Here is a 12,736-nt window from a genome sequence, read left to right on the forward strand (position 1 = left end):
CGGTACGCCCGCGTCCGTGCTCCTCAGGCCGGCAGGCCGAAGTCCGCCGCCCAGCGCATGATGTCCCCGGGCGAGGCGTTGCCGCCGCACAGCACCAGCCCGATCCGGGCGTCGTCGCCGACCCGCTCGATGACCTGCCGGGCCGCCGGGAGCAGGCAGCCGGCCGCCGGCTCGGCCCAGACCTTCGCGTGCTCCGCCAGGTCGAGCACGCCCCGTACGGCCTCCCGGTCCGGCACCACCAGCACCTCGTGCACCAGCGCCGCCGTGTGCTCGTACGTCAGCCGCGAGGCCGCCGGGGCGCTCAGCGTGGAGACGATCGAGGACAGCCGCACCGGCACCGGGCCCCCGGCGGCCAGCGCCTCGGACATGGCCTGCGCGCCCTCCGTCTCCACACCCCAGACCCGCACGCCGGGCCGGAGCGCGTGCAGCGCCGCCGCGACGCCCGAGATCAGCCCGCCGCCCCCGATGCTGACCAGCACGTCGGTCAACTCCCCGGCGTCCTCGGCGAACTCCTTGCCGACCGTGCCCTGCGCGGCCACCACCACCGGGTCGTCGAAGGGGTGCACCAGCGTCAGGCCCTCCGCCTCCAGCTCCTGCACCAGCTTGAACGCGCCGTCCATGTCCTCGGTGAGCTGCACCGAAGCGCCGGCCGCCGTCGCGATGTCCACGGCCCTGGCGGGCGCGGACCGCGGCATCACCACCGTCGCCTTCAGCCCCAGCACCCCGGCCATCACCGCGAGCCCGATCCCGTGGTTGCCGCCGCTGACCGCCACCACGCCCGCTGCGCGGTCCGCCTCGCTCAGCGAGAGCAGCTTCGCCGTCGCGCCGCGCGCCTTGAAGGAACCGGTCCGCTGCAGCAGCTCCAGCTTCGTGGTGACCGGCGCGCCGAGCAGCGCGGAGAGGCCCGGACTCGGCACCGTCGGGGTCCGCACGACGTGTTCGCCGATCAGGCCGGCCGCTGCCTCGATGTCCGAGATGCCGATCACGGCACCCTCCCTCTCCGTTGGCGTCCGCTCCGCTGCCACCTGCGCCTCCGCGACGGCGGCGCCCTCGACCCTACAACCGGGCGGCGGGGGCGGAGTCGGGCTCAGGACAGGCCGGCCGGCGGGTCCTCCGTGCCGGCGAAGTAGGCGGTGGGCGTCGTCCCGAGGGCGCGGTGGAACATCGCGGTGAAGGCGCTGGGCGTGGCGTACCCGACGGCGCCGGCGACCGTGGTGACCGGCGTGCCCCGGGCGAGCAGGGTGACCGCGTGCACGAGCCGGGCCTGCTGCACCCAGCGGGCGAGACCCATGCCGGTCGCGGCGGCGAACCGACGGTGCAGGCTGCGCGTGCTCAGGTGCGCGGCGGCCGCGGCCTCCGCGGCCGTCCACCGCTCGCCCGGACGCCGCTGGATCGCCGCGCACACCTCGGCCAGCTGCGGGTCGGACGGCGCGGGGAGGTGCAGTGCCGGGACCGGGTGCGGGGTGAGTTCGAGCAGCAGCAGGTCCATCAGCTTCCCGTCCCGGCCCTCGCGGTCGTACAGCACCGGCAGCCGGGTCGCCTTGTCGATGAGCTCCCGCAGCAGCGGGGAGACCGAGACGACGGTGGGCACGTCGGGGAGGCGCAGGGCCGCCCGCCGCTCGATGTAGAGGGTGCGCATGGCGACCGGCCCCGCACAGGTCATCGCATGGGTGAGGCCGGGCGGCAGCCAGACGCCCCGGGTGGCGGGCACCACCCACGCGCCGTGCGCGGTGGTGACCGTGATGGCTCCCGACGTGCCGTAGATCAGCTGCGCGCGGACGTGCCGGTGCGCGGGGATGTGGTGCCCGTCGGGCAGATCGCGCGCCATGGCGGCCAGGGGCCTCGGCACGTGCTGGTAGTCGTCGCGGTTCTCGCTCTTGCCGTACATGGCGCAATCTCGACAGGTGATGGCGTGACAGCGAAAGTATGCCACCGGCGGGCGTCCTAGCGTCGACGTACGTGAACGCACCACTGACCGCAGCTCCGGGTCGCGAACAGGCCCGCACCCCGACCCTCCTCCTGGCCGCCACCAGCGCCGTGACGGCCGCCAACGTCTACCTCGGCCAGCCCCTCCTCGGCTCCGTGGCCGCCTCGATGGACGTGGCCCCCGACGCCCTCGGGGCCGTGCCGACCGCCACCCAGCTGGGGTACGCGGCCGGCATCCTGCTGATCGTCCCGGCCGGCGACAGCCGCGACCGGCGCCGCCTGATCCTCGGCCTGGGCACCGCCTCGGCGGCGGCGCTCCTCGCCTGCGCGCTTGCCCCCTCGGCGTGGTGGCTGACCGTGGCGGGCTTCGCCCTGGGCGTGCTCTCCCCGGTCCCGCAACTCGTCACGCCGTTCGCCGTCGCGCTGTCCCGGGCGCCCGGCGGAGGGGGCAGCGGCCGGATCGTCGGCACCGTCCAGGGCGGCCTGCTGGTCGGCGTGCTGGCCTCCCGCGCCTACGCCGGCGCCCTCGCCGATCTCGCCGGATGGCGGGCCGTGTACCTCTGCTCGGCGGTGCTGACCCTGGCGCTCATGGCCGTGCTCCGCCGGACCCTGCCCGCCGCCCCGGCCGCCGCCACCACCCCGTACCGGGCCTCGCTCGTCTCCCTCCCGCGGCTCGTCCGGCACCCGCTGGTGTGGCGGGTCGTCCTCTCCGGAGCGATGGTCGGCATCGCGTTCGGCGCCTTCTGGACGACGCTGACGTTCCTGCTGGCGCACCAGTACGGGCTCGGCGCCACCGCCACCGGGCTGTTCGGGCTGGTGGCCGCGGTCAGCGCCCTCGCCTCGCCGTACGCCGGGCGGGCGGCCGAGCGCCTGGGGCGCCGCGGCGCGCCGGCCGTCCTCTCAGGCCTGGTCGTGGCGGGCTGGCTGATCATGCTGCCGGGCGGTACGGCCCTCGTCCCGCTGATCGTGGGCGTCGTCGTGCTCGACGTCGGCGTCTGGGGCGGTCAGGCCGTCTGCCAGACCGTCCTGTTCACCCTCGACCCCGCCGCCCACAGCCGGCTGAACACCGTTTACTTCACCCTGCGCTTCCTCGGCATCGCCCTCGGCTCACTGGCCGGCACGCTGGCCTGGGCGGCCGGCGGCTGGCCCGCCGTGGTCGGTACCGGCGTCGCCGCCGCGATGGCCGGCCTGCTCATCGGCGTGATACCGACCGGTAGGCAACCTTTTCGTGACCTCGGCGGTCTTTGAAGCACGCACGTCCAACGGGGGAGTCGCGCATGACCGGAAGCCGCTTGATCGTCAGCCTCATCGGCGCCGTCCTCGCTCTGTGGGGCCTCGTCATCTACGGACAGCATCAGAGCGTGGCCGGCCCGGCCGACCGGACGGCCGTCAGCGCCGGTGACGACCGTTACGGCGTCTTCGCCGCGGTCGGCACCGACAGCACCGGCCCGGCGGCGGGCAGTGCCGACGCCGAGCTCGTCCAGCAGGGCAGGACGCTCGGCATCGGCATGGCCGGCGCCGGTGTGCTGATCGGCGTGGTGCCGTGGATCGTACGGCGCCGCGCCGGCTGACCCGCCGCGCCCCCGCCCGGTCGCCGCGGGGACCGCGTCACGTCGAAGGGGCCATGCGCGCGTTGAAGGGACTACGTCACCAGGCCGACCGCAGCGGCCACACCGTCAGCCGGTCGACCCGCACCCCGCCCTCCTCGGCGAAGGTGCCCAGCCCCGTGGCGTCGGGGCCGGGGAAGATCTGGTCGGTCAGGCAGACCGCGCCGCCGTCGGCGAACACCTCCACCGACGAGCGGTCCACGAGCACCCGCAGCTTCAGCACGCCGTCCGTGAGCGCCAGCGGCGCACGGTGCACGGCCGGAAAGTCCGCCGAGAACCCGACGTCGCCGGAGGCGGTGCGGTCCACGTACAGCTCGCCGCCGGCGGTGTCGTAGCCGATACGGGCGCGCTGCCCGCCTCCGGTCCGCACCTCCAGGCCGCAGCGACGCGCCCCGTCCGGCCGCAGCTCCGCCTCGATCTCGTACGTCAGTGCCGCGTCCCGCAGCAGCCGGGCGGTGCCCGCCGGGATCCGGCGCCCCGCGATCCGCAGGGCGGGGCGGCGGCGCAGCGTGGTCAGCTCGGCGACCGGCTGCTGCACGAGGACGGCCGCGCCGTCCGCCGCGGCCCGCAGCCCCAGTTCGCGGGGGAATCCCATCGCGCTCCGCCACGGATCGGTGGGGATCTTCTCGCCGTACAGCCAGTTGTTCATCCACGAGACCAGGACCCGGCGGCCGTCCGGCGCGTCGTTGTAGGTGACGCCCGCGTACGCGTCGGCGCCGTGGTCCAGCCAGCGCGGGGCGTCCTGCGGATCGGCGGTGAAGGCGGTTCCGTCGAAGTCGCCGGTGAAGTACTGCCCTGCCGAACCGCCCGCCGGTCCACCGGGGTTGAGGTTGACGATCAGTACCCACCTGCGGCGTCCCGGGGCGCCGGCCACGGGCAGCTCGAACAGGTCCGGGCACTCCCACACGCCGCCGGTCGCCCCGCTCGGCCCGAAGTCGCTCAGGTGCGTCCAGGTCTTGAGGTCGGGCGAGGCGTAGAAGCGGATGCGGTGCTCGGCGGCCATCGCCACGGCCATCACCCAGCGGGCGGTCGGCGCGTGCCAGAAGACCTTGGGGTCGCGGAAGTCGTTCGAGCCGATGTCCAGCACGGGGTTGCCCGCGTACCGGGTCCAGGTCTCGCCGCCGTCCGTGCTGAAGGCGAGCGACTGCCGCTGCCGCCCGGTCGCCTTGACCATGCTGGTGTAGACGGCGACCAGCGGGGGAGCGGTCGCGCTGCCCAGGCCGCTGGTGTTGTCCCGGTCGAAGACCGCGCTGCCGGAGAAGACCATCTCCTCGTCGTCGTGCGGGATGGCGACCGGGCGTTCCTCCCAGTGCACGAGGTCGGGGCTGGTGGCGTGGCCCCAGGACATGTTGCCCCAGGTGTTCCCGGCCGGGTTGTACTGGAAGAAGAGGTGGTACGTGCCGTCGTGGTGGAGGAGCCCGTTGGGGTCGTTCATCCAGTTCCGGGCGGGGGAGAAGTGCACCTGGGGGCGGAAGGGCTCGTCGTACGCGCGGAGTCCGGCCGCCGTGGCCGGCGTGGTGGACCAGGTGGTCAGGGCGCCGGTGCCGGCCAGGGCGAGGGCGGCCGTCAGGACGTTCCGCCGGCTCACGGGGCGGTGCGGGGTGTCGGGCATGAGGTGCCTCCAGTCGGGCAGCGCAGTGCAGGCTGCTACCAGGGAAGGTGGGCCGTACCAGGGAGGTGGCCCGCGTCCTCGGCTCCCGACGAACCGGACGGCTGAGCGGTCGATCGCGCGGTGGCCGCTGCCGACGAATGGCGGCCGCACCGCGGGACGTTGCCCGGCGACATCCGGGCGCGGTCCGCCGCAGACTGTAGGAGGCCGGACCGGCCGTGTCCAGAGGGGCGGTCAGCGCGCCGGCTCGGCGGGGCAGCCGCAGGACGTGCGGTGCACCAGCGTCGGTTCCAGCAGCACGGTCCGCTTCGCGCCGTCCGGGTCCGCGAGCCGGTCGATCAGCATGCGTACGGACCGGGCGCCGATCTCCTCCACCGGCTGCGCGATGGCGGTCAGCTGCGGCTGGAGGAGGTCGGCCCACTCGAAGTCGTCGAAGACGCTCAGGGCGACGTCCTGTGGCGCCTTGAGGCCCAGCCGGGACAGTGCGCGCAGCACGCCGAGCGTCATGTGGTTGTTGCCGACCACCAGCGCGGTCGGCGCGTTCTTGCCCCGCAGCAGCTTCTCGGTGACCTGCTCGGCCATGTACGCGTGGCTGTGCCCGGGGACGATCAGCTCCTTGGCCGGGTCCAGGCCCTGCCGCCGCATGCCGCGCTGCCAGCCGCGCACCCGCTCCGAGCTGGTTCGGATCCCGCGCCGCCCGGCCACCATGCCGATGCGGGTGTGGCCGAGGTCGGCGAGGTGGTCGACCAGGCGGGCCGTGGACTCCACGTTCGCGGTGCCGATCTGGTCGAAGGCGGCGGAGGCGCAGCGGTCGATCAGGACGGTGGGCAGGCCGGTGTCCTTGAGGTAGCGCAGGGCGGCGCCGCGGGCGCCGGCCGCGGTGGCCAGCAGCAGGCCGTCGACGCGGCGTTGGTGGAGGTTCTGTACGACCCGCAGCTCCTCGGCCGGGTCGTCGTGGGTGTCGGCTATCAGCAGGGTGTAGCCGGCGGCGCGGGCCGTGGCGTCGATCGACGAGACCATGTCCGCGAAGTGGAAGTTGGTGACGGCCGAGACCGCGAGCCCGAGGGTCTTGGTGCTGGAGGTCACCAGCGAGCGGGCGATGGTGTTCGGGATGTAGCCGGTGTCGCGCATGGCGGCGTGCACCTGGTCCCGGGTCTCCTCCTTCACGAACCGGGTCTTGTTGATCACGTGGGACACGGTCGAGACCGAGACACCGGCCCGACGTGCCACGTCGGCCATGGTCGCCATGCGTGCCTCCTCAGCGGTCTGTGCGTCCCCGCGATCGTACGTGAGGCCGGGTCCGGGAAAAGCGCTTGCGCAAACGCTTGCGCGAAATCGTTCGACAGGTCACGATGCCGTACCGGCGGTCACTTCCCGACCGGACCTCCGGCACCCAGCGTCGCGTGCCGGAGGTCCGTGACCGTCCCCTCCGGCTGCCGTGCGACGCGGCACCGGCTCCCGCCGCCCGTCCCGCCGACGGACGGCGGCGGGAGCAGCCGTACGCACCGGACCGCCGGACGACCGGCCCGGCGCGTGCGGTGCGCACCGGTACCAGCTGACTCCACGTCAGCCCACCTGAAGGAGAGCCGCCTTGTCCCGCACCGACACCGTCCTCCCGCCCGATCCGGGCGCACCGCCGCGCACGCGCGGCCGCGCAGCGGTCCTCGGCGCTTCCGCCGTCGCCGCGCTCGGCGGCTTCCTCTTCGGGTACGACACCGGGATCATCTCCTCGGCGCTGCTCCACATCACGCCCGAATTTCACCTCAGCGCCGGCATGCAGCAGATCACCGTGGCGTCCCTGCTGCTCGGCGCGATCGTCGGCGTACTGGTCAGCGGCGCGGTCACCGACGCGGCGGGCCGCCGCCGCACGCTGCTCACCGCCGCCGGTATCTTCACCGTGGGCGCCGTCGGCTGCGCCGTGGCGCCGGGCGTCGGCGTGCTCACCGGCGCCCGCTTCGTCCTCGGCCTCGCCATCGGCACCGCCTCGCTCGCCGTTCCCGCCTACATCGCCGAGATCGCGCCCAAGGAGAGCCGCGGCAAGCTGGTCTCGCTCAACCAGCTGATGATCACCGTCGGCATCTTCGTCTCCTACCTCGTCGGCTACGCCTTCGACGACGTGGCGCAGGGCTGGCGCTGGATGCTCGGCCTCGGCGCCGTCCCGTCCCTGCTGATGCTCGTCGGCGTGGCGCGGCTCTCGGAGAGCCCGCGCTGGCTGCTCACCCACGGCCGCCCCGACGAGGCGCGCGCCGTCCTGCGCCGTACGCGCACCGACGAGGAGGCCGAGCGCGAGATCCGCGAGATTCAGACGCTGGCGGCCCAGGAGTCGAAGATCGGCTACCGGGACCTGCTGCGCCCCGCCATGCGCCCGGCCGTGCTGCTCGGCGTGGTCGTCGCCGCCACGAACCAGCTCGTCGGCGTCAACGCGGTCATCTACTACGCGCCCACCATGCTCCAGCAGGCCGGCTTCGCCAGCTCCGCCGCGATCCTCTCCTCGCTCGGCATCGGCCTGGTCAACATGGTCCTCACCGGCGTCGCGCTGCTCCTGGTCGACAAGGTCGGCCGCCGCCCGCTGCTCCTCGGCGGTACCGCCGTCGTCGTCCTCGCGCTGGTCCTGCTCGGCGCGCTCTACCTCGCCGGCGACGGACAGCCCGCGCACAGCGGCCTGCTGGTCGCCGGACTCTGCCTCTACATCGGTGCGTTCGCGCCCAGCCTGGGGCTGGCGATCTGGCTGATCAACAGCGAGATCTTCCCCACCGCGGCACGCGGCAAGGCATCCTCCTTCGGCAACGTCACCCACTGGGGCCTGGACTTCGCCATCTCGCTCACCGTGCTGACCACCATCCAGGCCCTCACCCCCACCGGCCTGTTCTGGCTCTACGCCGCCTTCGGCCTGCTCGGCGTCGCCTACCTGCACCGCAAGCTCCCCGAGACCAAGGGCCGCAGCCTGGAGGACATCTCGGCGTCGCTGCGCGGCGGCCGCACGCCGGCGGGGAGCTGACCGCCACCGCGCTCACGTCTTCAGCGGGGTGTCCCGGCGCTCAGAGCCGCCGGGACACCTCGCTCGCCGCTTGGCACACCGCCGGCGCGAACTCGGTCAGCTGCTCCTCCGTCACCAGGAAGGCCGGCGAGGACACCGACACCGCGCCCATCGGGTAGCCCTCGCCGTCCAGTACGGGCGCTGCCACCGAGCACACCGCCCCGTCGGCCTCCTCGTACTCCGTCGCGAAGCCCTGCCCCCGTACCGTCGCCGGCTCCGCCGCCAGCCGGTCCCGGTCGGTGATCGTGCGGGGCGTCCGCGCGGGCAGACCCGCACGGTCCAGCAGCACGGCCGGGCGGCACATCCACCGTGCGCTGCTGACCGTCGACCCCGAGGGCGCAGGCCGGGACGCGGAGACGCTCGCGGCCGAACTGGCGGCCGGCACCCCGCCGGTCTTCCTGCGCGGCCACCACGCGGCGGAGGGGTGGCTCGCCGTCGACCCGCGCCCCCTCACGCCGAGGAGGAAGAGCTCCTCATCCGGCGGCTCACCGCCCTGCTGACGGGAGCACCCGCAGGACCGGAACCGCCGAACCGACGGGAGCACCCGCAGGACCGGAACGTCCGACCGTCCCGCCACCCGTCGGGGAGGAACCGCCGTGCCCACCCTGGAACGCCGCCTGGTGGTGACCGAGGACGCCGGGCTGCACGCCCGCCCGGCGGTCGCCTTCGCGCAGGCCGCGGGCCGTGCCGCGGCCGAGGTGACGGTCGCCAGGGCCGACGCGGGAGCCGCCGCGCGCCCCGTGCCGGCCCGCAGCGTCCTGTCCCTGCTCGGTCTCAACATCCGGCGCGGCGACGAGATCGTGCTGCGGGCCTCGGGCGCGGAGGCCGAGCGCGCCCTGGACGCCCTCGCGGCCCTCGCGGCCCCCACCTGACCGGCGGTTCCCGCCCGTTCCGTCGGTGCCATGACGATCACACGGTCCCGGGCGGTGGACACATCGTCCACAATCGCCGCGCGCGGCGAACCCGTTGGTCGTTGACCCTCCCCGCCCCTCTCCCACAAGGTGAGTAGAAGCCTGTGTCCGATCCATCCGGGAAAGGGCACCGGCCGCACCGTGCATCCGCACCGCCTCAACGCCGTGGGAGAGAGCTGTCGTATGAGCCACCTTTCCGAGCATCTGCGCCAGGCCACACCCGTCGTCGCCGAACGCGGCGAGGGCGTCCACCTCTTCGGTACGGACGGCCGCCGCTATCTGGACTTCACCGCCGGCATCGGCGTCACCAGCACCGGCCACTGTCACCCGCGCGTGGTCGCCGCCGCCCAGGAGCAGGTGGCCACCCTGATCCACGGCCAGTACACGACCGTCATGCACCAGCCGCTCCAGAAGCTGGTCGAACGGCTCGGCGACGTACTGCCGCAGGGGCTCGACAGCCTGTTCTTCTCCAACTCGGGAAGCGAGGCGGTCGAGGCCGCGATGCGGCTCGCCCGGCAGGCCACGGGCCGGCCCAACATCGTCGTCTGCCAGGGCGGCTTCCACGGCCGCACGGTCGCCGCCGCCTCCCTCACCACCTCCGGCACCAAGGTCCGTACGGGCTTCGGCCCGCTGATGAGCGGCGTCCACGTCACGCCCTTCCCGAACACCTACTACTACGCCTCCCGTTACGGCTGGGACGAGGAGGCCACCACCCGCTTCGCGCTGCGCGAGCTCGACCACCTCCTGCAGACCGTCACCGACCCCGACGACACCGCGGCGATCATCGTGGAGCCGGTGCTCGGCGAGGGCGGCTACACCCCCGCCAACACCGCCTTCCTCCAGGGCCTGCGGGAGCGCGCCGACCGGCACGGCATCCTGCTGATCCTGGACGAGGTGCAGACCGGCGTCGGCCGTACAGGGCGGTTCTGGGGCCACGACCACTTCGGCGTCCGGCCCGACATCATCATCACCGCCAAGGGCCTGGCCAGCGGCTTCCCGCTGTCCGGCATCGCCGCCTCCGACGAGGTGATGTCCAAGGCCCGGCCCGGCTCGCAGGGCGGCACGTACGGCGGGAATGCGGTGGCCTGCGCCGCGGCCCTCGCCACCCTCGACGTGGTCGAGGAGGAGGGGCTGGTCGCCAACGCCGCCACCATGGGTGCCCGGCTCCGCGCCGGCCTGGAGGACGTGGCCGCCAAGACCCCGGCCATCGGGGACGTACGCGGGCTCGGCCTGATGCTGGCCAACGAGTTCGTCACCGACGACGGGGAACCGGACGCCAAGACCGCGGCCCGCGTCCAGCAGGCCGCCGTGGACGAGGGACTGCTCCTCCTGACCTGCGGCCCGTGGGGCAACGTGGTCCGGCTGATCCCGGCGCTGATCGTGTCCGAGCAGCAGATCGACGAGGGGCTGCGGGCCTGGTCCGCCGCCGTCCAGGCGGGCTGCGCCGACCGCTGAGGCGCCGCACCGACCGGACCGGCCGGCCCCCGCACGGCAGGGGGCCGGCCGCCCGTACCCCTTTGCCCGTCCGGCGCCGGCCGCCCGTCCCCTCCGTCCGCACTCCGCCCGCTCCGCGCACCGAACCGCCGGGAGGCACCGATCATGACCACGACCACCAGCACCCAGCCGTCGGGCGCCGCGGACGCACCGCGCTCCGGCATCGGCGTCGTCGACGCGGCGCCCAAGCAGCTGTTCCTCGACGGCCGGTGGCAGGACGCCGCCGGCGGCCGCACCCTGCCCGTCGACGACCCGGCCACCGGGCGCGAGCTCTGTCAGGTCGCCGATGCCGCGCCCGAGGACGGCCGGCGCGCCCTGGACGCCGCGGTCGCGGCCCAGGAGTCCTGGGCGGCCACCGCGCCGCGCGCCCGCAGCGAGATCCTGCGCCGCGCCTACGAGCTGATCATCGAACGCAAGGAGGACCTCGCCCTCCTGATGACCCTGGAGATGGGCAAGCCACTGGCCGAGGCGCGCGGCGAGGTGGGCTACGCGGCGGAGTTCTTCCGCTGGTTCTCCGAGGAGGCCGTACGCATCGACGGCGGCATGTCCCGCACCCCCGACGGCGCCAACCGCGTCCTGGTCATGCGCCAGCCCGTCGGCCCCTGCATGCTCATCACCCCGTGGAACTTCCCGCTCGCGATGGGCACCCGCAAGATCGGCCCGGCGGTCGCGGCCGGCTGCACGATGATCCTCAAGCCGGCCCCGCAGACCCCGCTCTCCAGCCTGGCGCTGGCAGCCATCATGACCGAGGCCGGCCTGCCGCCCGGCGTCCTGAACGTCGTCACCACCACCGACGCGGCCGGCGTCGTGGAACCGCTGCTGCGCAGCGGCGACATCCGCAAGCTGTCCTTCACCGGCTCCACCCAGGTCGGCCGCATCCTCCTGTCCCAGTGCGCCGACACCGTCGTCCGCACCTCGATGGAGCTGGGCGGCAACGCGCCGTTCCTGGTCTTCGCCGACGCCGACCTGGACAAGGCCGTGGACGGCGCGATGGTCGCCAAGATGCGGAACATGGGCGAGGCCTGCACCGCCGCCAACCGCTTCTTCGTGCACCGCTCCGTCGCCGACGCCTTCGCCACCCGCCTCGCCGAGCGGATGGGCGCCCTCACCGTCGGCCCCGGCACCCAGGACGGCACCGACGTCGGCCCGCTGATCGACGCGGCCGGGCGTGACAAGGCCGCCGGCCTGGTCCAGGACGCCGTACGGCGCGGCGCCAAGACCGTCATCGGCGGCGAGGCGCCGGACGGCGCGGGCTACTTCTACCCGCCCACCGTTCTCACCGGCGTGCACCCGGACTCCGAGCTGATGTCGACGGAGATCTTCGGACCGGTCGCCGCGATCCTCACCTTCGACGACGAGGACGAGGTGGTCCGCGCCGCCAACGACACCGAATGGGGCCTGGTCGGCTACCTCTTCACCGAGAACCTGGACCGCGCGCTGCGGGTCGGCGAGCGGTTGGAGACCGGCATGGTCGGCGTCAACACCGGCCTGGTCTCCAACCCGGCGGCCCCCTTCGGCGGGGTCAAGCAGTCCGGGCTGGGCCGGGAGGGCGGCCGCGTCGGCATCGAGGAGTTCCTGGAGTACAAGTACCTGGCCATCCCGACCGGGCAGGGCTGACCGGGGGACGCCCGTGCCCCGTTCGGCCCGATGTGCTACTGCAATCAGGCGGTACCGGCGCTTTCCAGGTGGCGAACCCGCCGGGAAGGGTCATTCTCCCCATGAACAAGCACCCCTCTTCACGGGAGAGAACATGTCCATCCGTACCGCCCTCGCGGCGACCGCACTGGCCGCAGCGACCGTCCTCGGCGGCGCCACCGCCTCCTTCGCCGACGCCACCGCGGAAGGCAAGGCCCACGGCAGCCCGGGCGTCCTGTCCGGCAACGTCGTCCAGGTGCCGGTGGATGTGTCCGCGAACGTCTGCGGCAACAGCATCAACGTCATCGGCCTGCTGAACCCCGCGGCCGGCAACAGCTGCGTCGCGGACTCGGACCACCACGGCAAGCACCACAAGAAGCACCACGGCCGCTACTGACCGGCTGTCGCCACACACCGCGTCCGCCGCCGGGCAACCTCCGCGATCGGCCAGGCCATCGCCGACTCCCTCCCGAGTGCTCACAAGGCCGGTCGTTCCGACCCTGGTCAGGACGGTAGA

At 73.9% G+C, this 12,736-nt stretch carries 12 protein-coding genes; 7 read left to right on the plus strand and 5 right to left on the minus strand.

Annotation, left to right across the window (positions count from 1 at the left end; genetic code table 11):
* Positions 1-23: 23 nt before the first annotated feature.
* The gene (locus ABZ840_RS24050; protein ID WP_361562167.1) at positions 24-986 is read right to left on the minus strand and encodes a threonine/serine dehydratase; all 963 of its coding nucleotides are present in this window, start codon (positions 984-986) and stop codon (positions 24-26) included.
* Positions 987-1,087: 101 nt separating this feature from the next.
* Positions 1,088-1,888, minus strand: coding sequence for a helix-turn-helix transcriptional regulator (locus ABZ840_RS24055; RefSeq protein WP_361562168.1), 801 nt, complete (start codon positions 1,886-1,888; stop codon positions 1,088-1,090).
* A 71-nt stretch (positions 1,889-1,959) separates the two neighbouring features.
* On the opposite strand from ABZ840_RS24055, the gene ABZ840_RS24060 reads away from it, so the two are divergent.
* Together ABZ840_RS24060 and ABZ840_RS24065 are read left to right on the plus strand one after the other, a co-directional pair.
* On the plus strand, positions 1,960-3,174 hold the full coding sequence (locus ABZ840_RS24060; RefSeq protein ID WP_361562169.1) for an MFS transporter: 1,215 nt from the start codon (positions 1,960-1,962) through the stop codon (positions 3,172-3,174).
* A gap of 29 nt (positions 3,175-3,203) precedes the next feature.
* Entirely contained in the window at positions 3,204-3,497 is a 294-nt protein-coding gene (locus ABZ840_RS24065; protein ID WP_361562170.1) for a hypothetical protein, read from the plus strand.
* 76 nt (positions 3,498-3,573) lie between these two features.
* On the opposite strand, the gene ABZ840_RS24070 is transcribed toward ABZ840_RS24065, so the two are convergent.
* The gene (locus ABZ840_RS24070; RefSeq protein WP_361562171.1) at positions 3,574-5,145 is read right to left on the minus strand and encodes a glycoside hydrolase family 32 protein; all 1,572 of its coding nucleotides are present in this window, start codon (positions 5,143-5,145) and stop codon (positions 3,574-3,576) included.
* Between the two features lie 231 nt (positions 5,146-5,376).
* Complete coding sequence (locus ABZ840_RS24075) at positions 5,377-6,390, minus strand: LacI family DNA-binding transcriptional regulator (RefSeq protein ID WP_361562172.1); 1,014 nt, start codon at positions 6,388-6,390, stop codon at positions 5,377-5,379.
* A gap of 343 nt (positions 6,391-6,733) precedes the next feature.
* On the opposite strand from ABZ840_RS24075, the gene ABZ840_RS24080 reads away from it, so the two are divergent.
* The gene (locus ABZ840_RS24080; RefSeq protein WP_361562173.1) at positions 6,734-8,140 is read left to right on the plus strand and encodes a sugar porter family MFS transporter; all 1,407 of its coding nucleotides are present in this window, start codon (positions 6,734-6,736) and stop codon (positions 8,138-8,140) included.
* A 40-nt stretch (positions 8,141-8,180) separates the two neighbouring features.
* Here the strand turns inward: ABZ840_RS24080 and ABZ840_RS24085 are convergent, their stop codons facing one another.
* Complete coding sequence (locus tag ABZ840_RS24085; RefSeq protein WP_361562174.1) at positions 8,181-8,468, minus strand: IclR family transcriptional regulator C-terminal domain-containing protein; 288 nt, start codon at positions 8,466-8,468, stop codon at positions 8,181-8,183.
* Positions 8,469-8,775: 307 nt separating this feature from the next.
* Between ABZ840_RS24085 and ABZ840_RS24090 the strand changes: the two genes are divergently transcribed.
* The 4 genes from ABZ840_RS24090 (at position 8,776) to ABZ840_RS24105 (ending at position 12,616) form a co-directional block, all read left to right on the plus strand.
* Positions 8,776-9,051 (plus strand): HPr family phosphocarrier protein, encoded by a 276-nt coding sequence (locus ABZ840_RS24090; RefSeq protein WP_361562175.1) that lies wholly within the window; start codon positions 8,776-8,778, stop codon positions 9,049-9,051.
* A 222-nt stretch (positions 9,052-9,273) separates the two neighbouring features.
* Positions 9,274-10,545: an aspartate aminotransferase family protein gene (locus tag ABZ840_RS24095; protein ID WP_361562176.1), complete on the plus strand. Its 1,272-nt coding sequence runs from the start codon at positions 9,274-9,276 to the stop codon at positions 10,543-10,545.
* A gap of 144 nt (positions 10,546-10,689) precedes the next feature.
* Entirely contained in the window at positions 10,690-12,201 is a 1,512-nt protein-coding gene (locus tag ABZ840_RS24100; RefSeq protein WP_361562177.1) for an NAD-dependent succinate-semialdehyde dehydrogenase, read from the plus strand.
* Positions 12,202-12,334: 133 nt separating this feature from the next.
* A complete protein-coding gene (locus ABZ840_RS24105; RefSeq protein ID WP_361562178.1) occupies positions 12,335-12,616 on the plus strand; it encodes a chaplin in 282 nt (93 codons plus the stop codon).
* Positions 12,617-12,736 lie beyond the last annotated feature (120 nt).

The organism is Streptomyces sp. NPDC047117, from assembly GCF_040643545.1.
Taxonomy (GTDB): domain Bacteria; phylum Actinomycetota; class Actinomycetes; order Streptomycetales; family Streptomycetaceae; genus Streptomyces.